Below are 19,610 nucleotides of genomic sequence, written 5' to 3' on the forward strand. Positions count from 1 at the left end.
GGCGGCGACGCCGCCGCCGGCGCCCGCGCCTGCTCCTGCCCCGGCTCCTCTGCCGCCCGCTCCGGCTCCGGTGGCCGCTCCGGCCCCCGATCCGCTGGCGCCGCTCAACGGCGTCGCGGTCCCGCCGGCTGCCTTCGACGCCGCCAACCAGATCGCCAGCGGCGAGATCCCCGCCGTCCCGCAGGAGATCCCGCACCTGCCGAGCCCGGAGAACTTGCCGCCGGGTGCCAGCGAGGTTCCGGTGGGCCCGCAGGACGGCGCCAACGTCACCTACCTCAAGGAACTGTGGCACGCGGTTCAGACGCAGGAGATCAGTGGTGGCGACATGCTGCTCGCGCTGGCTCAGCGTCCGCTGACGTCCGGTCCGGCTCCAGCCGCCGCGCCGCCGCCTCCTCCCCCGGCCGCGCCGCTTCCGGGCGAGCCCGCTCCCCTGCCCCCGGCTCCGGGAGCACCGCTGCCGCCGGCTCCGGACGCGCCGCTGCCGCCCGCTCCTGGCGCGCCGCTGCCGCCGGCCTGAGAGATCCCGTAGCAGTCGTCGAGACTGCGTTCAGGGTTGTGATGCTCTGTGCATCACCGCCCTGGGCGCAGTCTCGAACTGTTTGTGCCCCTATGAGCGAGTCAGGCCCGCTCGCCCGCTTCGCTCGTCAGGCGCTGTTGACCCATTCGTCGGTACCGTCACCGAAGAACTGGTGCTTCCACACGGGCAGCCGCTCTTTGACGAGGTCGACCAGCAGCGCGCAGGTCTCGAAGGCTGCCTTGCGGTGATCGGCGGCCACCGCGGCCACCAGAGCCGCATCACCGATGGCCAGCGGCCCCACCCGATGACTGGCCGCGATGGCCCGTACCCCCACCGCCGCAGCGGCGATCTCGGCCAGGACCTCGGCCATGGTCTGCTCGGCCAGCGGGTGCGCCGAGTACTCCAACCGCAGCACCTGCCTACCGCCGTCGTGATCACGCACCACACCCGCGAACCCCACGACGGCGCCGGCGGCCTCATGAGAAACCAGCTGCTCGTGTTCGCTCAACGAGATCGGCGCCTCGGTGAGCGCGGCCCGCAGAACCAGAGTCATCGCCGATGGTCCTCTCCGGCAAGCTGATCGAGCGCGTGGTGCACCACATCGGTGAGCACGGTGAGCCCGTCGCGCACCCCGCCGGGTGAGCCGGGCAGGTTGATGATCAGCGTGCGGCCGGCGACCCCACACAGGCCGCGGGAGAGCACCGCCGTCGGCACCTTGGGCAATCCGGAGCGCCGGATCGCATCCGCCAGGCCCGGGATCTCGTAATCGAGCACCGCCGCGGTCTGGGCGGGGGTCGCATCCGTCGGCGAGATACCCGTGCCACCGGAGGTGATCACCAGCTCCGTCCCCGCGTCGACCGCAGCGCGCAACGCGTCGCCGACAGCATCGCCGTCTGGCACCACCTGCACGTCAGGGTGTGAAAAGTCATGTTGGGCAAGCCAATCGGAGATGATCGGCCCGCACCGGTCCTCGTAGACGCCGGCGGAGGCGCGGGTCGAGGCGATCACCACTTGTGCGGTTCGCGTCATCGGGTCCAGGTTCCGGTGCGCCCGCCGGCCTTGCTCAGCACCCGCACGTCATGGATGCTCGCCGCCGGATCGACGGCTTTGATCATGTCGTACACCGTCAGCGCCGCGACACTCACGGCGGTCAGCGACTCCATCTCCACGCCGGTGCGGTCGGTGGTCTTGACGGTGGCCGTGATGTCGATGTGTTCGGGCCCCACCTCGAAGTCGATGTCCACCCCGGTCAGCGCCAGGTGGTGACACAGCGGGATCAGGTCGCTGGTGCGCTTGGCGGCGAGGATGCCAGCCACCCGCGCGGTCGCCAGTGCGTCGCCTTTGGGCAGTCCCCCTGAGGAGATCAGGCCCACCACTTCAGCGGTGGTCCGCAGCGTGCCGGCCGCCACCGCGGTGCGTTTGGTGGCCGTCTTGTCCGAGACGTCGACCATGTGCGCCGCGCCCCGGTCGTCGAGGTGCGACAGGGGGTTGGACCCTGCGCCGCGTGCCACCGCTACTTGTTGACGACGGTGACCGGGTGGACGTACGGGATTTCCGACAACGGCAGCGGAAACTCCAAGTCACCGAAGGGCGAGAGCGACCCGGTGCGGTCGGAAACGAGTTCGCTCACCGCGTGGTCATCGGGCCCGACCTCGGGCCAGCCGTTGTCGACATACTTCTTCTTGTCAGCCACGGGAGCCATTCTGACAGGTGATGAACGAATGGCGCGCACGAGAACCTGTTTTACGCTGGTCATCGATGACCAAGCACACCCCAGGCGTCCCGCTCGGCGCCTGGCTGGCCGACCTGCCTGACGAGCGGCTCATCCGCCTGCTGGAGTTGCGGCCCGACCTGGCACAACCACCGCCGGGCAGCATCTCGGCGCTGGCGGCTCGCGCACAGGCACGTCAGTCGGTCAAGGCTGCCACCGATGAGCTGGACTTCCTGCGTCTGGCCGTGCTGGACGCGCTGCTGGTACTGCATGCCGACACCACCCCGGTCCCGGTGACCAAGCTGGTCGAACTCGTCGCGGGCCGGGCCCCCGAGCCCGTTGTCCTCCAGGCTCTCGACGACCTGCGCCAGCGCGCTCTGGCATGGGGTGATCCGCAGGTCCGGGTGTCCGCCGAGGCCGCTGCCGGGCTGCCCTGGTACCCGGGACAGGTCATCCTCGAGGACCCCACCCGCACGGCGGAACAGATCACCGCGCTGCTGGCCGATCTCGACGACCCGCAACGCGATCTGCTGGAGCGCCTGCTCGAGGGGTCTCCGGTGGGTCGCACCCGTGACGCCGCGCCGGGAACCCCTGCCGACCGCCCGGTACCCCGCCTACTGGCCGCCGGCCTGTTGCGCCAGGTCGACGACGAGACGGTGATCCTGCCGCGTCAGGTCGGGCAGGTGATGCGCGGTGAGGAACCCGGGCCGGTGCACCTGGCCGCCCCGGAACCCGCCGTCGCGTCCAACCCGGTCAAGGACGTCGACGCGGTGGCGGCCGGAGCCGTCATCGACCTGATGCGCGATATCGACGTGCTGCTCGAGACGCTGGGCGGTACCCCGATCCCCGAGCTGCGCAGCGGTGGGCTCGGCGTCCGTGACATGAAACGGCTCACCAAGCTCACCGGCATCGGCGAACCGCGCCTGGGTCTCATCCTGGAGGTGTCGGCCGCTTCCGGTCTGATCGCCAGCGGCATGCCCGATCCGGATCCCGACGACGGCGGCCCCGGGCCGTTCTGGGCGCCCACCATCGCCGCGGACCGGTTCGCGGAGCTGCCGGTGGCCGAACGCTGGCACATGATCGCCGGTACCTGGCTGACCCTGCCCGCCCGGCCCAGCCTGATCGGCCACCGGGGACCCGACAACAAGCCCTACGCCGCGCTGTCGGATGCGCTGTACTCCACTGCCGCTCCGCTGGACCGGCGGCTGCTGCTGACGGTGCTCGCCGAGATGCCGGCCGGCGCCGGGGTGGACGCGGCGTCGGCGTCCCGGTCGATGATCTGGCGGCGCCCGCGGTGGGCGGCGCGGCTGCAACCCGAGCCGGTCGGACAACTCCTGGAGGAGGCCCACGCCCTGGGCATCATCGGCCGCGGCGCGCTGACCTCGCCGAGCCGCGTGCTGACCGACCACTCCGGCGAGAACACCGACGAGGCCGCCATCGCGGCCATGACGAAGGTCCTGCCGCCACCCATCGACCACTTCCTGCTGCAGGCCGACCTCACCATCGTGGTACCGGGACCGCTGGAGCGTGACCTTGCCGAGGAACTGGCCTCGGTGGCCACCGTGGAATCGGCGGGTGCGGCGATGGTGTACCGGGTCAGCGAGCAGACGATCCGCCGCGCACTCGACACCGGCCGCAGCGCCAGCGCGCTGCACGCGTTCTTCGCCAAGCATTCCAAGACGCCGGTGCCCCAGGGGCTGACGTATCTGATCGACGACGTGGCCCGCCGCCACGGTCAGCTGCGCATCGGCATGGCGTCGTCGTTCATCCGGTGCGAGGATCCTTCGCTGCTCACCCAGGCGCTCGCCCTCCCCGGCGCAGCGCAACTGGAGCTGCGGTTGGTGGCGCCCACCGTGGCGGTCTCCCAGGCCGCCATCTCCGAGGTGCTGGCGGTGCTGCGCAACGCCGGACTGGCCCCGGCCGCCGAGGACGCCTCCGGCGCCATCGTCGACCTGCGTGCCCGCGGCGCCCGGGTGCCCACGCCTGCGCACCGGCGCTTCTTCCGGCCTTTGCCCAGCGCGCCCAACCGGGACACCCTGGCCGCCGTGGTGGCGGTGCTGCGCAAGGTGGTGGCGCTGCCGCTGCCCGGGTCTGGCGGCGAGCGGGTGGATCCGCACCGCGCAATGGCATTGCTGCAGCAAGCGGCACATCGACAGGCCTCCGTCGTCATCGGTTACATCGACGCCGCGGGCGTAGCCACACAGCGCGTGGTGGCGCCGATCTCGGTGCGCGGCGGCCAGTTGATGGCTTTCGATCCGGCGTCCGGCCGGGTGCGCGACTTTGCTATCCATCGCGTGACGTCGGTGATGTCGGCCGAAGACTGATAATGGGGGGATGTCTTCGCGCCGTCTAGAGCGCAGCAATCAGTGAGGAGGGGCGTAAGTGACCGACGGACCCCTGATCGTCCAGTCCGACAAGACCGTGTTGCTCGAGGTCGACCATGAGCAGGCCGGTGCCGCACGCGCGGCCATCGCCCCGTTCGCGGAGCTGGAACGTGCCCCCGAGCACATCCACACCTATCGCATCACCCCGCTGGCCCTGTGGAATGCCCGGGCCGCCGGCCACGACGCCGAGCAGGTGGTCGATGCGTTGGTGAGCTTCTCCCGCTACGCGGTGCCGCAGCCGCTGCTCGTCGACATCGTCGACACCATGGCCCGCTACGGCCGCCTGCAGCTGGTCAAGCACCCCACCCAAGGTCTGACGCTGGTCAGCCTGGACCGCGCTGTGCTCGAAGAGGTGCTGCGCAACAAGAAGATCCAGCCGATGCTCGGCGCGCGTATCGATCCCGACACCGTGGTCGTGCATCCGAGCGAGCGCGGCCGCGTCAAGCAGATGCTGCTGAAGATCGGCTGGCCGGCCGAGGACCTCGCCGGTTATGTCAACGGCGAAGCCCATCCGATCACACTGGCCCAGGACGGCTGGCATCTGCGCGACTACCAGGAGATGGCCGCCGATTCGTTCTGGGCCGGCGGTTCCGGTGTGGTGGTGCTGCCCTGCGGCGCGGGCAAGACGTTGGTGGGTGCGGCGGCCATGGCCAAGGCCGGGGCCACCACCTTGATCCTGGTCACCAACACCGTGGCCGGCCGGCAGTGGAAGCGGGAGCTGATCGCGCGGACCTCACTGACCGAGGAGGAGATCGGCGAGTACTCCGGCGAGCGCAAGGAGATCCGCCCTGTCACCATCGCGACGTATCAGGTGATCACCCGCCGCACCAAGGGCGAGTACAAGCATCTGGAGCTGTTCGACAGCCGCGACTGGGGGCTGATCATCTACGACGAGGTGCACCTGCTGCCGGCGCCGGTGTTCCGGATGACCGCCGATCTGCAGTCGCGCCGGCGGCTCGGCCTGACGGCCACATTGATCCGCGAGGACGGCCGCGAAGGTGACGTGTTCTCCCTCATCGGCCCCAAGCGCTACGACGCGCCGTGGAAGGACATCGAGGCTCAGGGCTGGATCGCGCCGGCCGAGTGCATCGAGGTCCGGGTCACGATGACCGACAACGAACGCATGCTGTACGCCACCGCCGAGCCCGAGGATCGTTACAAGCTCTGCGCCACAGCGCATTCCAAAATCGCGGTGGTGAAATCCATCCTGGCGCAGCACCCCAAGGAACAGACGCTGGTCATCGGGGCCTATCTCGACCAACTCGATGAGCTCGGTGCCGAACTCGATGCCCCGGTGATCCAGGGTGCCACCAAGAACGCCGAACGCGAGAAGCTCTTCGACGAGTTCCGGCGCGGCGAAATCCGCACGCTGGTGGTCTCGAAGGTCGCCAACTTCTCCATCGACCTCCCGGAAGCATCTGTGGCCGTGCAGGTTTCAGGCACCTTCGGCTCGCGGCAAGAGGAAGCGCAGCGGCTGGGCCGGTTGCTTCGCCCCAAGGCCGACGGCGGCGGCGCGGTGTTCTACAGTGTGGTCGCCCGCGACAGTCTCGATGCCGAGTACGCCGCGCACCGGCAGCGTTTCCTGGCCGAGCAGGGGTACGGCTACGTCATCAAGGACGCCGACGATCTACTGGGCCCCGCCGTATGACGGTGCACCGCGTGGTGCCCGTCATCACCGTCGCCGACATCGCGTCGGCAGCCGCCGGATACACGCGCACACTCGGCTTGACCGTGGTGATGGATCACGGGTGGATCGTCACGCTGGCCGGCGCGGACAATCAGCACCAGCTCAGCCTCATGACCAAAGACCGGACGGCACAGGTCAATCCGTCGGTGTCGGTCGAGGTTGACGACGTGGACGCCGCCTACGAGTCGGCAGTACAGGCCGGCCTGGAGATCGTGCACCCGCTCAGTGACGAGCAGTGGGGTGTGCGGCGGTTCTTCTTCGCCGACGCCTCCGGCAGCGTTGTCAACGTGCTGAGCCACCGCGCCTGAGCAGGGGCTTGCATGGTCACCTTGGACCGGCTCATCAACGTGCTCGGCGGCTACGGCATCCAGCTGAAAGCATGTGCCATTCCGCGCTCGACGGAACTGCGCTCCGTCGTACTGCACGAGGAACGCGACGTCGTGGGCGATGTGTTCCTGGGAGTCGGCGCCGGGTCCCTGGACTCCGCCCTGGTGTGGGCCCGCGCGGCGCGCGCGAAAGTACTACTGGTCCGGGAAGACGACGTCGACGTCGCTGACCTCCCCGAGCACACCGCCATCATGACGGTCGCGGCCGACGTCTCCTGGAGCGAGGTCGCCGCCGTGGTCTTCGGGTTGGTGCTCGAAGGCAGGGAAACCGAATCCGGGCGCGGCCCCACCGATCTGTTCGCGCTGGCCGACAGCCTGGCCGACGCGGTGGGCGGAGCCGTCACCATCGAGGACCGCCAGGGCCGGGTATTGGCCTATTCACGGTTGCAACAGCACGCCGACAGCGCCCGGGCCGAGACCATCCTGGGCCGCGAGGTGCCGCAGAGATTGCGCACGTTGTTCGCCACGCGTGGCGTGGCCAAGCACCTCGCGACATCGGACACCCCGGTGTTCCTTCCGCCGGCGCCGGCCGACGGGCTGTCGGGGCGCATGGTGGTGGCCGCGCGGGCCGGCCGGGAAGTCCTGGGCTCGCTGTGGGTGGCCAGCCCCACTGAGCTGAAGGGCGAGCGGCTGCGGGCCCTGACCGACGGCGCCCGTATGGTGGCGTTGCATCTGTTGCGGTCGCGGGCCAGCGCAGATCTGGAACGCCAGGTGGAATCCGATCTGGTGATCGGACTGCTCGACGGCACCGTCGACGCGCCCACGGCCATCAGCAAGCTGGCGCTGCCGGCCTCCGGTTTGCGGGTCATCGCGCTGCGCGCGCGCCTCGGCGAGGAGCTGCACGCTGCCCTTCTGATGGCGTTCGAACGCGCGACCACGGGGTTCGGCTGGTCCCGACCCGGCCGCAGCACCCTGGCGGCCACCACCGTCTACACCATCCTGCCCGGCGAATCGGCCGGCAGCGCCCGGCGCTGGGTCGAGGACCTGCGGGCGGCGCTGCCGAGCGAATCTCTGATACATGCCGGAATCAGTGGTATGGCAACAGTTTTGGAGTTACCCACAGCACGCGACGAGGCCGACGAGTGCCTGGCGATGCATGAGCTGCGAGGCGACGCCGCGGGCGACGCACCCGCGTACGACGAGTCCTGGGATGACATCGTGCTGCAGCGGTTGCGGATCGCCGCACGTCTCGGCCGCACCCCGCAGCGTGGCCCGGTGGGCGATCTGAGCCGGCACGACGAGCTGCACGCCACGCAGTACGTCGCCACTCTGCGTGCCTGGCTGGCCGCCCAGGGCGATCTCCACGAGGCCGCGGAACGGCTGGGCGTCCACGACAACACCGTGCGCTATCGGATGCGCAAGATGGCCGAGGTGACCGACCTCGATCTCACCGACGCACGCAAGCGTTTCGCCATGACGGTGGAACTGGCCGCCACCGACGAGTTGTCCGGGAACGACAAACAGCCATAGTCAGATTGTCGGCTCAGGCCAACACCGTGCACCGTTGCAGTCGCCACCATCGATGGAGACAGCGGATTCAACGGAGGTGAGCTGATGGGCGGCGTCGACGGGTTCGACGGCGGGCCGCGCTCGGTGATCGTGGTGGGCGCGGGCATCGTCGGTTTGTCCACGGCGTGGTTCCTCGCCGAACGCGGCGTCGAGGTGACGGTCATCGACCGCAGCGGTGTCGCGGCCGGCGCGTCCTGGGGTAACGCCGGCTGGATATCGCCGGCCCTGACGATCCCGCTCAACCACCCGTCCGTGTTGACCTACGGACTGCGCTCGCTGCTGAATCCGGCTGCACCACTGCATATCCCGGTCAGTGCCGACCCTGGATTGTGGTCGTTCCTCATCCGGTTTGCGGCCAACTGCCGCCGCGCGTCGTGGGACCGTGCCGTACAGGCGAATCTGCCGTTCAACGAGGAGTGCCTCGAGGCGTTCGATGTGCTGACGGGCAACGGGGTCGACGTGCCGACCACCGACGGGCCCATCACGGCGTTGTTCACCGATTCCCGCCACGCCGAGCATGTGATGGACGAACTCCGCGCCTTGCGGCGCGCCGGTCAGAGCCTCGACTACCGGCGGCTCACCGGGCAAGAACTGCGCGATCAGACACCGCTGGCGTCACCGGCAGCCACGATCGGGGTGAGTGTCGAAAACCAGCGGTTCGTCGACCCGGGCCGCTTCACCCACGCCCTCGCCGGCGCGGTCACGTCGCTGGGCGCCACCATCTCCTCAGGGGAGGTCATCGAGGTGCAACCGGGGGCCCGCGAGGTACAGGTGCGCCTGCGCGCCGGGTCATCGCTGAGCGCGGACGCCGTCGTGCTCGCCACCGGGGCGTGGCTGTCGCGGCTGGCCGGGCGCTGGGTCCGCACACCGGTCCGCGCCGGGCGCGGCTACTCGTTCACCGTGCCCGTGGAGCGCCCGGTGCCGGGGCCGGTGTACCTGCCCGAAGTCCGGGTGGCATGCACGCCGTACCAGGGTGCGCTGCGGGTGGCGGGGACCATGGAGTTCCGCGACCCCGACGCGCCGGCCATCGCGGCCCGCATCGCTGCCATCGTCGACTCTGCCGCGCCGTTGCTCACCGGGGTGCGCTGGGACCAGCGCAGCGACGAATGGGTGGGTCCCCGGCCGGTCACCCCCGATGGGCGTCCGCTGATCGGTGCGGTGGCCCGCGGCGTGTTCGTCGCCGGCGGTCACGGCATGTGGGGTCTGGCGCACGGCCCGGCCACCGGCCGGCGGATGGCCGAACTGATCACCAGCGGAAAGCGCAGCGCGGCACTGCAAGCCGTCGACCCCCTGCGCTGACCTTCGACTTGCACCCAGTCGTCAGGGGCGGCGCATCGGCCCGCCCCTGACGGCAATTCTCGAACTCACTTCACCCGGGAGGGAAAATGACCACAGCACAACCGATTTGGATGACACCGCAGGCACACAGCCGGCTCACGGCCGAACTGGCCTTACTGAACAGCCTCAGCGCCACCGAGCCGGTGGACGACGACGACGCCAACACCGTCGCCGTGCAACGGGCCCGCCGAACCCGAATCCAGCGGATCCACGATCTGCTGCTGAACGCTGTTGTGGGACAGGACCCGCCCGATGACGGTGTCGCCGAACCGGGCATGGTCCTGACGGTGCGCTTCGGCGACACCGACGAGACCGAGACATTTCTGCTCGGCGTCCGCGGCGCCGAGTACGGCGAGCTCGAGGTGTACACCACCACCTCTCCCCTGGGTGCCGCACTGCTGGGCGCCCGGCCGGGTGATCAGCGCGAATACTCGGTGCCCAGCGGGCGATTGATGAAGGTCACGCTGCTCGAGTCAGTGCCCTACGGTCTTCACACCGGCTGACCTCAACGGTGACCACGCGCGCGGGGAGCGTGCAGGTCGAAGTAGACACCGACCATCCGGAGCACGAAACAGACTGCGGCGGAACCGAGTGCGGCCACGGTGCCATGGTGTCCGGCACTGTGGGCCGCCGCCGCGCATCCGGCGCCGATCAGCGCCGGGATGGCGTACAGCTCGCTTCGCAGGACGGTGGGGATCCGGCCGATCATCACGTCGCGGATAGTCCCACCGCCCACCGCGGTGATCGTCCCGACGATGACCGCCTGCAACACACCGAATCCCATGTCCAGCGCCTTGTAGGCACTCAACACCGCGAACACGCTCAGCCCCACGGCGTCGAGGACGACGATCGGCATGTTCAGCCGCTCCAACCTGCGGCTGAGCACGAACGCGATGAGTCCGCCGACGGCGGCCAGGACCAGGTACCGCCAGTCGACGAACGTCGCCGGGGGCAACGCGTCGAGCAGCACGTCGCGGATCGTGCCACCACCGAGGCCGGTGAACATACCGAGGGTGATCACGCCGAAGATGTCCAGCCGCTCGGCCCGCACCGCGGTCAGCGCACCGTTGAGCGCGAACACGAAGGTCCCGATGAAATCGAGCGTCAGCAGCAGCGGCGATACCGTCGACATGCCCCGAGGTATACCTCAACCGACGGCCATCGGGGACGGCGGTGCCGAGCCCCCCTGTTCGGAACGCGCCGTCATCAACCGGATGATCTCGTCGCGGTCGGCCGGCGAGGGCAGCCCCATGCCGGGGTGATATCCGTACACCTCGTGCAGCGGGGACGAGCTGGCACGGCCGTCGAGGATGTCCACCGATTCGGTGCTGATCAGGCCGGGATGCTCCACCCCGCACGCTTCGGCCACTTTGACCAGGTCACGGCGCAGGGTCTTGATGTAGTTGGCCGCCCGCTCGGCCTTGACCTCGGGCACCAAACCTCTTGCCAGCCAAGCGTTCTGGGTGGCGACACCGGTGGGGCAGGTGTCGGTGTGACATTTCTGCGCCTGGATGCACCCGATGGCCAGCATCGCTTCGCGCGCCACATTGATCATGTCGCAGCCGAGCGCGAAGCCGACGATCGCGTTGTCGGGCAGGCCCAGCTTGCCGCCGCCGATGAAGGTGACCTGCTCGTGCAGACCCCGTTCGGCGAAGATCCGGTACACCCGGGAGAACCCGAGTTGGAAGGGCAGCGACACGCTGTCGGTGAAGATCAGCGGCGCCGCGCCGGTGCCGCCCTCGCCACCGTCGATGGTGACGAAGTCGACCCCACGGCCGGTGTCGCGCATCAGGTCGGTGAGCTCGTACCAGAACTCGAGGTCACCCACGGCGGCCTTGATGCCCACCGGCAGACCGGTTTCCGCGGCCAGCATCTCGACCCAGTCGAGAAGACCGTCGGTGTCGGAGAACTCGGCATGCCGTGACGGACTGACACAGTCCACCCCCTGCGGGATACCGCGCGTGGCGGCGATCTCCGCGGACACCTTGGGCGCGGGCAGCAGGCCGCCGAGGCTCGGCTTGGCGCCCTGACTGAGCTTGATCTCCAGCGCACGTACCGGAGCTCCGGCCACCAGGTCCTTCAACCTGGCCAGGTCGAACCGGCCCTCGTCGTCGCGGCAGCCGAAATAGGCGGTACCGATCTGGAAGATGAGTTCACCGCCGTGCCGGTGATAGGGCGAGATACCGCCCTCGCCGGTGTTGTGCAGGCAGTCGGCCAGCGCCGCTCCCCGGTTGAGCGCCTCGATGGCGTTACCCGAGAGCGACCCGAAACTCATCGCCGAGATGTTGACGACAGACCTTGCACGGAAGGCCCCCGGCCGGTTCCGTGCGGCGCCGATGACTTTCGCGCAGGGCACCTCGACCTCATGGCCGGACATCGGCGCCGAGGCGGGGATCGCCCGGCCGAACGTGCGGTGTTTGATCACCGGGTAGCCGGCGGTGTGCTCGACGTCGTTGTCGGTACCGAAGCCGAAGTAGTTGTTTTCTTTCTTCGCCGAGGCGTACACCCATCGGCGTTGGTCGCGGGTGAAGGGGCGTTCTTCGTCATTGGCGGCGACGATGTACTGCCGCAGCTCCGGACCGACGGCTTCCAGTAGGTAGCGGGCGTGCCCGAGGACGGGGAAATTGCGCAGGAGCGCGTGGTTTTTCTGCACGAGATCACGCAGGCCCACCGCGGCCACCGCAGAGGCGGCGACCGCGGCGACCGCAGGAAGGATTCGGCTCATGTGGCCGGGTTGCCCCGTGAGCCGGTGGTGAAACGGCCCTCTAGCGCCGGCCGGCCATCTCGTCTGACACGTCGTCGAGGCTGGTGTCCTTGGTCTCGTGCATCACCAGAAGCGCGACGAACGTCAGTGCCGCGGCTGAGGCCAGGTACACCCCCACCCATCCGACGCTGTAGGTGGTGGCCAGATACGTCGCGATGAAGGGCGCAACGGCGGCACCGAGGATGCTGGAGAGGTTGTAGGAGATTCCCGAGCCGGTGTAGCGCACGTTGGTCGGGAACAGTTCCGGCAGCACCGCGCTCATCGGTGCGAATGTCAGACCCATCAAGGTCATGCCGACCACCAGGAACAACAACGTCATGCCCTCGGTGCGAGTACCGAGCAGCAGGCCGAAGCAGGCGCCGAAGACGATGATTCCCGCGGTGATCACCAGCAGGGTGCGGCGGCGGCCGTACTTGTCGGCCAGTAGGCCCGAGATCGGCAGTGCGCCCGCGAAGAACAGCACCGAGATCAGCTGCAGGTAGAGGAAGTCGACGTAACCGAAGCCCAGCCCGGTGCCGTCCGGTGGCCGCTTCCCGGTGCCGTAGCTCAGTGCCCAGGTGGTGACGATGTAGAACAGCGTGTAGGTGGCCAGCATGACGAAGGTGCCGATGATGAGCTGGCGCCAGCTGCTGCGGAACACCTCGGCCAGTGGGGTCTTCACCCGTTCACCGCGCTCGACGGCGCGGGCGAACACCGGCGTCTCGGTGAGCTTGAGCCGGACATACAGTCCTATCGCCACCATGATCGCCGACAGCAGGAAGGGCACCCGCCAGCCCCAGGTGAGGAACGCGCCGTCCAGATCGGGTTCGGTGTTGCTGTGTCCCAGCGCGATGATGAGGATCAGGAACAGGCCGTTGGCCAGCAGGAAGCCGAACGGTGCGCCGAGCTGCGGCCACATGGCCGCCCACGCGCGTTTGCCGGGTTTCGCGGTCTCGGTGGCCAGTAGTGCCGCGCCACTCCATTCCCCGCCGAGCGCCAGGCCCTGGGCGAAACGCATCACCGCCAGTAGCGCCGGGGCCAGCACACCCACTTGGGCGTACGTGGGCAGCAGACCGATGGCGAACGTCGCGATACCCATGGTGAGCAAGGAGCCCACCAGGGTCGCCTTGCGTCCTACCCGGTCGCCGAAGTGACCGAACAGGATCGATCCGAGCGGGCGTGCGACGAACGCGAGACCGAAGGTCGCCAGCGACGCCAACAGGGCGGCGGTGCCGTCGCCCTTGGGGAAGAACAGGTGCGGGAACACCGACACCGCCGCGGTGGCATAGATGTAGAAGTCGAAGAACTCGATGGTGGTGCCCACCATCGAAGCCACCACGATGCGGCTGCGCGGAACCCCGGCAACCAGGTTCGCGTCGGTCGTGCTCATCTGCCCTCGTCCCTGATCGATGGTTGCAACCAAGGCATCTTGGCAGGGGCGCTCCGGTTACACCAATGCGACGGCCGCTTCCAGTTCGGAGATCACGATCTTGCGCATCCCCAGCATCGCGGTGGTGGCGGCGGCGGCGCGCGCTGCGTCAGAACTCTCGATCAGCTCGTAAAGGCGTTCCGGCACGATCTGCCAGCTCAGTCCGAAGCGGTCCTTGAGCCAGCCGCACTGCGATTCCTCGCCGCCGTCGGTCAGTTTGGACCAGTAGTAGTCGACCTCGTCCTGATCGGCACAGCGCACCTCGAACGAGACCGCCTCGCTGAACCGGAACTCCGGGCCGCCGTTGATGCCCAGGAAGCGGTGGCCGTCGAGGACGAAGGTGCCGTAGCAGATGTCGCCGGGTTTACCGGGCCCGGCCTCGGTGTACCGGACGACCCCTTCGATCGAGGAGTTCGGGAACACCGACGTGTAGAACTGCGCGGCGTCTTGGAGATTGTTGTCGAACCACAGGCATGGGGTGATGGTTGTCATACCCGTACCGACTGCGGCGGCGCCGCAAACTCATCGTTACAGGCTGACGATGGTGGCCGACGCGGTGCCGGGCGCGCCGTACACCTGCGCCAGGCCGACGCGCGGCTTGCCGGGTACCTGCCGCTCCCCCGCCTCGCCACGCAGCTGGCGCACCAGTTCGTGCATCTGACGCAGACCCGATGCACCGATGGGTTCGCCGTTGGCGATCAGACCGCCGTCGGTGTTGATGGGGATCGAGCCGTGGATTTCGGTGGCCCCGTCGGCAAGCAGCTTCTCCTGCTCCCCGTCGGCGCACAGCCCGGTCTCGGCCATGTGGATCACTTCGGCGCCGGCGTCGGTGTCCTGCAACTGCGCGATGTCGACGTCCTCGGGGCCGATTCCGGCGGCCTCGTAGGCGGCCTTCGACGCGTACACCGTGGGCGAGACGTCCTCGTCGAGCGGCGCCGAGGTGGCGTGCACTTCGTAGGCGCCGAATGTCCGGGTGCGAATCTCGCTGGCGCGCACGTACACCGGCTTGTCGGTGAACTTGTGCGCGATGTCGCCGCGACACATGATCACCGCGGCCGCGCCCTCGTCGGGAGCGCAGAACATGTATTGCGTCAGCGGGTAGTTCAACGCCGGCGAGTTCAGGATGTCCTCTACCGTTATTTCCTTGCGGCGGAAAGCGTTCGGGTTGATGACGCCGTTGCGGAAGTTCTTGTTGGCCACCCGAGCCAGGGTTTCCTGGCTGATGTTGTGCTTGTGGATGTAGTGGTTGGCCTTCATCCCGAAGAACTTGGTGGTGACGAACTGACCGTTCTCGGCGTACCACTGCGGCAGTGCCAGCTTGGCGGGATCGTCGGTGAAGGCGCCGCGCGGGTGCTTGTCCAGTCCGATGGCGATGCCGATGTCGTACTTGCCGAGCCGGATGGTGTCGGCGGTCTGCTGGATGGCACTGGCCGAGGTGGCGCAGGCGTTGAAGACGTTGGTGAACGTGATGCCGGTCAGGCCCACCAGGCGGGTGACGGCATCCGGGTTGGACACCTCGTAGCTTCCGCCGAACCCGAACTGGATGTCTTTCCAGCTGACGCCCGCGTCCTTGAGTGCGAGCTGGATGGCTTCGGCGCCCATCTGCATGGCGGTCTTGTCGAAGCGGCCGAAGGGGTGCAGACCCACACCGATGATCGCTACTTCTTCACTCATGCCTCAGACCGCCTTGAATGCGAACGTGACGACCTCGTTGCCGTCGGTGTCGGTGGTGAACGGGATCATCGTCAGCTCCACCTCCTGGCCGAACCGCAGTTTGGCCGGATCGTTTTCGGTCAGCCGCCCCTCGACCCGGATCAGATCTCCGAGTTGCACCAGCCCGACCCCGAATGGCACGAAGTCCTTGCCCGTGGGTCCGGCATAGGGCGCGCCGGGCGGAAAGCCCTGCGTCGTCCAGGCGATCACAGTGCCGCGGCGCGGCAGCAGCAGCTGCGACATCTGGTCACTGCTACACCTTGGGCAGTAGTCCTGAGCGGGAAAGGTTGTTGCTGAACAACTTCCGCACTGACTACCGATCAACTGGGGGTTCTCTTCGGGCCAGGTCGAGATCTCTGGCGCGAGGGCCTTCTGCATCGAACATCCTCCGCACACCAACCAATAATCCGCTTTCGGAATCGTACAATACAGTTACCGAAGACGGAAATGGCATTCTCATAAGTGCGGGCTGTACCGCACCGACGCGACGGGAGGTTTTACTGCAGGGCGGGGATGACCTCGTTTGCGAAGAGCTCGACACCGGACCGGTCGTAGGCGGCCTCGGGGAAGTAGCAGATGACGTACTCGCAGCCCAGGCCGCGCAGGCGCTGCAACGTCTCGACCACCTGCTCGACAGTTCCGGCGCCGGATCCCGGGCCGCTCATCGACGAGATCATCGCGTCGGTGGCCTGGTCGCCGGCCACACCGGAGATCCGGGAACGCACCCGCTCGAGTCGGTCCACGACGTCGGCCTCCGACGAACCGATCACCACGTTGACGTTGGAGGAGCGAACGATGGCATCGAAGTCGGTGCCGACGTCACGGCAGTGCCCGGCCAGGATCTGCGACTTGTTCTCGAAAACATCCGGGGCCGAGGCGAAGTTGGTGTACTGGGCGTACTTCGCCGCGATGCGGAGCGTCACCTTCTCACCCCCGCCGGCGATCCACAGTGGGATACCGTTGTCCTGCAACGGCCTCGGGGCGACGATCGCGCCGTCCACCTGATAGTGCTTGCCGTCGAAGCTCACCACGCCGTCGCGCCACGCGTCGCGCATGATCTGCACGCCCTCATCCAGGCGGGCCAGCCGCTCTCCGGCCGAAGGGAAGCCGTAACCGTATGCGCGCCACTCATGTTCGTACCAGCCGCCGCCGATGCCCATCTGCACCCGGCCACCGGAGATGATGTCGGCGGTGGCCGCCACCTTGGCGAGGTACGCCGGATTGCGGTAGCTCATGGCGGTACACATCTGGCCGAGTTTGATTCGCGACGTGGTGGCCGCGTATGCCGACATCAAAGACCACGCTTCGTGGGTGGCTTCATTGCTGGGCACCGGCACGGTGTGGAAGTGGTCATACACCCACAGTGAATCCCACGCCTCGGTGTTGTCGGCGTACGTGGCGAGCTCGCTCATCACCGCCCACTGCTCTCTCGCGTCGATACCGACCAGATCCAGACGCCAGCCTTGCGGGATGAACAATCCGAAGCGCATGGGGTCCCACTTTAGCCCGATGCGGCAAGTGGGGTACGCCCCCCGCATCCCTGGCTGGACATCCCCGGCGTGCTGGGCCCGCCGATCGGTGCCATCATCGTTGTCGACCTGTTGCGGTCGCGGCGTGCGGCACTGACGAAGGAGAGCGCATGACCGTCACCATCGACGCCAACCCGTATGTCTGGCCGTACGACGGCGACATCCCGGCCGGGCGCACGGCGCTGATCAACATCGACTGGCAGGTCGACTTCTGCGGCAAGGGCGGCTACGTCGACGCGATGGGCTATGACCTGACGTTGACCCGCACACCGCTGGGCCCGGCTCAGGATGTCCTGCGCGCCGCGCGCGCCGCCGGCCTGTTCATCATCCACACCAGGGAGGGGCATCGGCCCGACCTGTCGGATCTCCCGCCGAACAAGCGGTGGCGCTCGGCGCAGATCGGAGCCGAGATCGGGTCGCTCGGTCCGTGCGGCCGCATCCTGACCCGCGGCGAGCCAGGGTGGGAGCTGGTACCCGAAATGGCGCCGCTGCCAGGCGAACCCGTGATCGACAAGCCGGGAAAGGGCAGCTTCTACGCCACGGACCTGGAGCTGGTACTCAAGAGCAATCAGATCACCCACATCATCTTCACCGGGATCACCACCGATGTGTGTGTGCACACCACCATGCGTGACGCCAACGACCGGGGCTACGAATGCCTGGTGGTCTCCGATGCCACCGGCGCCACCGACTACGCCAACCACGTTGCGGCACTGAACATGATCACCATGCAGGGCGGGGTGTTCGGCGCGCATGCCACCAGCGCGGCCGTCATCGAGGCGCTGAGCCGACTACGCGCCACGGAAGCCGCCGCCGTCGGCTAATCGATCAGCCCCAACGTCGCGAGCGCCCCGGTGACCGCCGCGGCGCGGAGTGCCCCGGCGGGGGCGTCCGGGAACTGCAGGCAACAATCCTGCAGTCCGCCCAGGGCGATCACCGCCCGGACAGCTTGGTCGAGCGTCTGGTCGGGGCCGAAGATCAACCGCGCCAGGCGTTCGCGCCCCGCCAGCATGCTGTCGATCATGCCGAGATCGGCCAGCGTACTGAGTTCGGAGACCACCAGGATCAAGTCGGCGCGGCAGTCGTAGAAGTAGTCGAAGTACCCCTCGAGCAGTTCACGCGGCGTCAGGTCGGCCCGCTGTTCACACGCCTGGACATAGCGCTCACCACCTTCGATCAGCGGCTGCACGATGCTACGTACCAGGGCCTCACGTGAGCTGAAGTGGTAGTAGAGCGCGGGCTTGGTGATGCCGAGCCGGGCGGCGATGTCCTGCAGGCTGGTGCGCTGCACGCCCTTGACCGCGAACAGCTCGCGCGCCACTTCCTGGATGCGTTGGCGGGTGTCCGATCGTGGCGACGTCACGTACCCACCCTAACTGACCGATCGTTAAGTAAGCTGCTCGACGTAGCTTACCGATCGTTAAGTAAGGGGACAAGACATGCACGTTCTGATTTCCGGCGCCAGCATTGCGGGACCGGTCCTGGCCTACTGGCTTCACCACCGCGGATTCGACGTCACTGTGGTCGAACGAGCGCCCGCGCTGCGCAAAACCGGTGGCCACGCCATCGATCTGATCGGGCCCGCGATGACCATTGCCACCCAGATGGGGGTTCGCGACCGCGTGCTCGATCACGCCACCGGCACCCAAAGGCTGCTGTTCCACCGCGCGGGCGCCACCCGTGCTGCGCACATCGATTACCGCAAGGTGACCGCCGCCCTGTCGAAGCAGCATGTCGAGATCATGCGCGACGACCTCAGCGAGATCTTCTACGACGCCGGCCGTCACGACGTCGAATACATCTTCGGCGATCACATCACCGGAATCGGCGACGACGGGCTGGTGACGTTCGCCCACACCCGCCCTCGGCGGTTCGACCTCGTGGTCGGCGCCGATGGCCTGCACTCCGGGGTTCGTCGTCTCGTCTTCGGCGAGGACGCCGGGCACACGGAATTCCTGGGCGCCTACCTGGCCGTGGTGTCAGTCCCCAAAGCGTTTGTTCGCGAAGGCGATTCGACCGGATACATCGATATCGGCCGTACTGCGATGATCTACACCGCCGACCATCTCGACGACGCCCGCGCCGTGTTCCTCTTCCGCCCGACCGATCCGTTCCGGTACGACCACCGCGACACCGCGAGCCACAAGCGGGTGCTGCGGCAGCGGTTCGGCGGGTTGTCCGCAGACGTGGACCGGTGGCTGGCCGAACTGGACGACACCCCGGCGTTCTACTTCGACGCGATCACCCAGCTGCAACTGACCACGTGGTCACGTCACCGGGTGACCCTGGTGGGCGACGCCGGCTACTGCCCCGGTCCCGCCGTGGGCGGCAGCACCAGCCTCGCGGTCGTGGGCGCCTATGTCCTGGCCGGCGAGTTGGAACGTGCGGGCACGGACCACACCGCGGCCTTCGCTGCCTACGAGAAGGTGATGCGCCCGGCGGTGATCGGCAGCCGCGCACTGGCCAAGAGCATGGCGAAAGGAATCCTGCCGTCCTCACGATGGGGTGTGCGGGCTCTGATCGGCGCTGGTCAGTTGATCTCACTGCTGCCCACACCCGTGACCGCGGCCCTGGCGGGCCTCAATGACAAGGGAATTCGGCTCTACGACTCGATCGAGATTCCCGAGTATGCCGTACCTGTCGGCCGTCGTGGCTAGCCTGGCG

20 protein-coding genes and 1 pseudogene are annotated in these 19,610 nt (G+C 68.0%); 9 read left to right on the top strand and 12 right to left on the bottom strand.

Going from position 1 to position 19,610, the window contains the following annotated elements; translation table 11 throughout:
- Window positions 1-517 (top strand): annotated as a pseudogene (locus AC3A6P_RS35455) (transglycosylase family protein); the annotation flags it as partial.
- Between the two features lie 127 nt (window positions 518-644).
- On the opposite strand, the gene AC3A6P_RS35460 reads toward AC3A6P_RS35455, so the two are convergent.
- Genes AC3A6P_RS35460 through AC3A6P_RS35475 form a run of 4 tightly spaced genes read right to left on the bottom strand, consistent with a single transcriptional unit; the run spans window position 645 to window position 2,219 of the window.
- Window positions 645-1,070 carry a molybdenum cofactor biosynthesis protein MoaE gene (locus tag AC3A6P_RS35460; protein WP_487697271.1) on the bottom strand — a complete coding sequence of 142 codons (426 nt, stop codon included), beginning with the start codon at window positions 1,068-1,070 and terminating at the stop codon, window positions 645-647.
- Entirely contained in the window at window positions 1,067-1,546 is a 480-nt protein-coding gene (locus AC3A6P_RS35465; RefSeq protein WP_487697273.1) for a MogA/MoaB family molybdenum cofactor biosynthesis protein, read from the bottom strand. Before AC3A6P_RS35465 ends, AC3A6P_RS35460 begins: the two co-directional genes overlap by 4 nt.
- Window positions 1,543-2,028, bottom strand: coding sequence for a cyclic pyranopterin monophosphate synthase MoaC (gene moaC, locus AC3A6P_RS35470; protein ID WP_487697274.1), 486 nt, complete (start codon window positions 2,026-2,028; stop codon window positions 1,543-1,545). The genes AC3A6P_RS35465 and moaC overlap by 4 nt, the downstream gene beginning before the upstream one ends.
- A gap of 2 nt (window positions 2,029-2,030) precedes the next feature.
- Complete coding sequence (locus tag AC3A6P_RS35475; protein ID WP_487697276.1) at window positions 2,031-2,219, bottom strand: hypothetical protein; 189 nt, start codon at window positions 2,217-2,219, stop codon at window positions 2,031-2,033.
- Between the two features lie 56 nt (window positions 2,220-2,275).
- On the opposite strand from AC3A6P_RS35475, the gene AC3A6P_RS35480 reads away from it, so the two are divergent.
- The 6 genes from AC3A6P_RS35480 to AC3A6P_RS35505 all read left to right on the top strand — a co-directional run bounded on the left by AC3A6P_RS35480 (window position 2,276) and on the right by AC3A6P_RS35505 (window position 10,035).
- Window positions 2,276-4,552 carry a helicase-associated domain-containing protein gene (locus tag AC3A6P_RS35480; protein WP_487697278.1) on the top strand — a complete coding sequence of 759 codons (2,277 nt, stop codon included), beginning with the start codon at window positions 2,276-2,278 and terminating at the stop codon, window positions 4,550-4,552.
- A gap of 58 nt (window positions 4,553-4,610) precedes the next feature.
- Window positions 4,611-6,260, top strand: a complete 1,650-nt coding sequence (locus tag AC3A6P_RS35485; protein ID WP_487697279.1) for a DNA repair helicase XPB — start codon at window positions 4,611-4,613, stop codon at window positions 6,258-6,260.
- On the top strand, window positions 6,257-6,607 hold the full coding sequence (locus AC3A6P_RS35490; RefSeq protein WP_487697281.1) for a VOC family protein: 351 nt from the start codon (window positions 6,257-6,259) through the stop codon (window positions 6,605-6,607). The genes AC3A6P_RS35485 and AC3A6P_RS35490 overlap by 4 nt, the downstream gene beginning before the upstream one ends.
- Before the next feature lie 12 nt (window positions 6,608-6,619).
- Window positions 6,620-8,155, top strand: a complete 1,536-nt coding sequence (locus AC3A6P_RS35495) for a PucR family transcriptional regulator (RefSeq protein ID WP_487697282.1) — start codon at window positions 6,620-6,622, stop codon at window positions 8,153-8,155.
- 84 nt (window positions 8,156-8,239) lie between these two features.
- Window positions 8,240-9,493, top strand: a complete 1,254-nt coding sequence (locus AC3A6P_RS35500) for an NAD(P)/FAD-dependent oxidoreductase (RefSeq protein ID WP_487697284.1) — start codon at window positions 8,240-8,242, stop codon at window positions 9,491-9,493.
- Window positions 9,494-9,579: 86 nt separating this feature from the next.
- On the top strand, window positions 9,580-10,035 hold the full coding sequence (locus AC3A6P_RS35505) for a GreA/GreB family elongation factor (protein ID WP_487697285.1): 456 nt from the start codon (window positions 9,580-9,582) through the stop codon (window positions 10,033-10,035).
- Between the two features lie 2 nt (window positions 10,036-10,037).
- Here the strand turns inward: AC3A6P_RS35505 and AC3A6P_RS35510 are convergent, their stop codons facing one another.
- The 7 genes from AC3A6P_RS35510 to AC3A6P_RS35540 all read right to left on the bottom strand — a co-directional run bounded on the left by AC3A6P_RS35510 (window position 10,038) and on the right by AC3A6P_RS35540 (window position 16,907).
- On the bottom strand, window positions 10,038-10,664 hold the full coding sequence (locus AC3A6P_RS35510) for a trimeric intracellular cation channel family protein (protein ID WP_487697287.1): 627 nt from the start codon (window positions 10,662-10,664) through the stop codon (window positions 10,038-10,040).
- Between the two features lie 15 nt (window positions 10,665-10,679).
- Complete coding sequence (locus tag AC3A6P_RS35515; RefSeq protein WP_487697288.1) at window positions 10,680-12,257, bottom strand: FMN-binding glutamate synthase family protein; 1,578 nt, start codon at window positions 12,255-12,257, stop codon at window positions 10,680-10,682.
- 40 nt (window positions 12,258-12,297) lie between these two features.
- Window positions 12,298-13,665 (bottom strand): MFS transporter, encoded by a 1,368-nt coding sequence (locus tag AC3A6P_RS35520; protein WP_487697290.1) that lies wholly within the window; start codon window positions 13,663-13,665, stop codon window positions 12,298-12,300.
- Between the two features lie 57 nt (window positions 13,666-13,722).
- Complete coding sequence (locus AC3A6P_RS35525; protein WP_487697292.1) at window positions 13,723-14,196, bottom strand: VOC family protein; 474 nt, start codon at window positions 14,194-14,196, stop codon at window positions 13,723-13,725.
- Between the two features lie 36 nt (window positions 14,197-14,232).
- Window positions 14,233-15,378: a thiolase family protein gene (locus tag AC3A6P_RS35530; RefSeq protein WP_487697293.1), complete on the bottom strand. Its 1,146-nt coding sequence runs from the start codon at window positions 15,376-15,378 to the stop codon at window positions 14,233-14,235.
- A 3-nt stretch (window positions 15,379-15,381) separates the two neighbouring features.
- The gene (locus tag AC3A6P_RS35535; protein ID WP_487697295.1) at window positions 15,382-15,795 is read right to left on the bottom strand and encodes a Zn-ribbon domain-containing OB-fold protein; all 414 of its coding nucleotides are present in this window, start codon (window positions 15,793-15,795) and stop codon (window positions 15,382-15,384) included.
- A gap of 119 nt (window positions 15,796-15,914) precedes the next feature.
- Window positions 15,915-16,907 (bottom strand): LLM class F420-dependent oxidoreductase, encoded by a 993-nt coding sequence (locus AC3A6P_RS35540; RefSeq protein WP_487697297.1) that lies wholly within the window; start codon window positions 16,905-16,907, stop codon window positions 15,915-15,917.
- Between the two features lie 149 nt (window positions 16,908-17,056).
- On the opposite strand from AC3A6P_RS35540, the gene biuH reads away from it, so the two are divergent.
- Window positions 17,057-17,770 (top strand): biuret amidohydrolase, encoded by a 714-nt coding sequence (gene biuH, locus AC3A6P_RS35545; RefSeq protein ID WP_487697298.1) that lies wholly within the window; start codon window positions 17,057-17,059, stop codon window positions 17,768-17,770.
- Here the strand turns inward: biuH and AC3A6P_RS35550 are convergent.
- Window positions 17,767-18,309: a TetR/AcrR family transcriptional regulator gene (locus tag AC3A6P_RS35550; RefSeq protein WP_487697299.1), complete on the bottom strand. Its 543-nt coding sequence runs from the start codon at window positions 18,307-18,309 to the stop codon at window positions 17,767-17,769. The genes biuH and AC3A6P_RS35550 overlap by 4 nt on opposite strands.
- Before the next feature lie 76 nt (window positions 18,310-18,385).
- Between AC3A6P_RS35550 and AC3A6P_RS35555 the strand changes: the two genes are divergently transcribed.
- Window positions 18,386-19,603 carry an FAD-dependent monooxygenase gene (locus AC3A6P_RS35555; protein WP_487697300.1) on the top strand — a complete coding sequence of 406 codons (1,218 nt, stop codon included), beginning with the start codon at window positions 18,386-18,388 and terminating at the stop codon, window positions 19,601-19,603.
- The last annotated feature ends 7 nt before the right edge of the window (window positions 19,604-19,610 follow it).

It is taken from the genome of Mycobacterium sp. Soil_C_30, from assembly GCF_057656995.1.

Excerpts from the sequence above, each read along its gene's own strand:
- AC3A6P_RS35505 (WP_487697285.1), top strand. The coding sequence starts at position 9,580 with ATGACCACAGCACAACCGATTTGGATGACACCGCAGGCACACAGCCGG.
- AC3A6P_RS35520 (WP_487697290.1), bottom strand. The coding sequence starts at position 13,665 with ATGAGCACGACCGACGCGAACCTGGTTGCCGGGGTTCCGCGCAGCCGC.
- AC3A6P_RS35515 (WP_487697288.1), bottom strand. The coding sequence starts at position 12,257 with ATGAGCCGAATCCTTCCTGCGGTCGCCGCGGTCGCCGCCTCTGCGGTG.
- AC3A6P_RS35460 (WP_487697271.1), bottom strand. The coding sequence starts at position 1,070 with ATGACTCTGGTTCTGCGGGCCGCGCTCACCGAGGCGCCGATCTCGTTG.
- AC3A6P_RS35525 (WP_487697292.1), bottom strand. The coding sequence starts at position 14,196 with ATGACAACCATCACCCCATGCCTGTGGTTCGACAACAATCTCCAAGAC.
- AC3A6P_RS35530 (WP_487697293.1), bottom strand. The coding sequence starts at position 15,378 with ATGAGTGAAGAAGTAGCGATCATCGGTGTGGGTCTGCACCCCTTCGGC.
- AC3A6P_RS35480 (WP_487697278.1), top strand. The coding sequence starts at position 2,276 with ATGACCAAGCACACCCCAGGCGTCCCGCTCGGCGCCTGGCTGGCCGAC.
- AC3A6P_RS35540 (WP_487697297.1), bottom strand. The coding sequence starts at position 16,907 with ATGCGCTTCGGATTGTTCATCCCGCAAGGCTGGCGTCTGGATCTGGTC.
- AC3A6P_RS35535 (WP_487697295.1), bottom strand. The coding sequence starts at position 15,795 with ATGCAGAAGGCCCTCGCGCCAGAGATCTCGACCTGGCCCGAAGAGAAC.
- AC3A6P_RS35465 (WP_487697273.1), bottom strand. The coding sequence starts at position 1,546 with ATGACGCGAACCGCACAAGTGGTGATCGCCTCGACCCGCGCCTCCGCC.
- AC3A6P_RS35475 (WP_487697276.1), bottom strand. The coding sequence starts at position 2,219 with ATGGCTCCCGTGGCTGACAAGAAGAAGTATGTCGACAACGGCTGGCCC.
- AC3A6P_RS35500 (WP_487697284.1), top strand. The coding sequence starts at position 8,240 with ATGGGCGGCGTCGACGGGTTCGACGGCGGGCCGCGCTCGGTGATCGTG.
- AC3A6P_RS35495 (WP_487697282.1), top strand. The coding sequence starts at position 6,620 with ATGGTCACCTTGGACCGGCTCATCAACGTGCTCGGCGGCTACGGCATC.
- AC3A6P_RS35510 (WP_487697287.1), bottom strand. The coding sequence starts at position 10,664 with ATGTCGACGGTATCGCCGCTGCTGCTGACGCTCGATTTCATCGGGACC.
- AC3A6P_RS35490 (WP_487697281.1), top strand. The coding sequence starts at position 6,257 with ATGACGGTGCACCGCGTGGTGCCCGTCATCACCGTCGCCGACATCGCG.
- biuH (WP_487697298.1), top strand. The coding sequence starts at position 17,057 with ATGACCGTCACCATCGACGCCAACCCGTATGTCTGGCCGTACGACGGC.
- AC3A6P_RS35555 (WP_487697300.1), top strand. The coding sequence starts at position 18,386 with ATGCACGTTCTGATTTCCGGCGCCAGCATTGCGGGACCGGTCCTGGCC.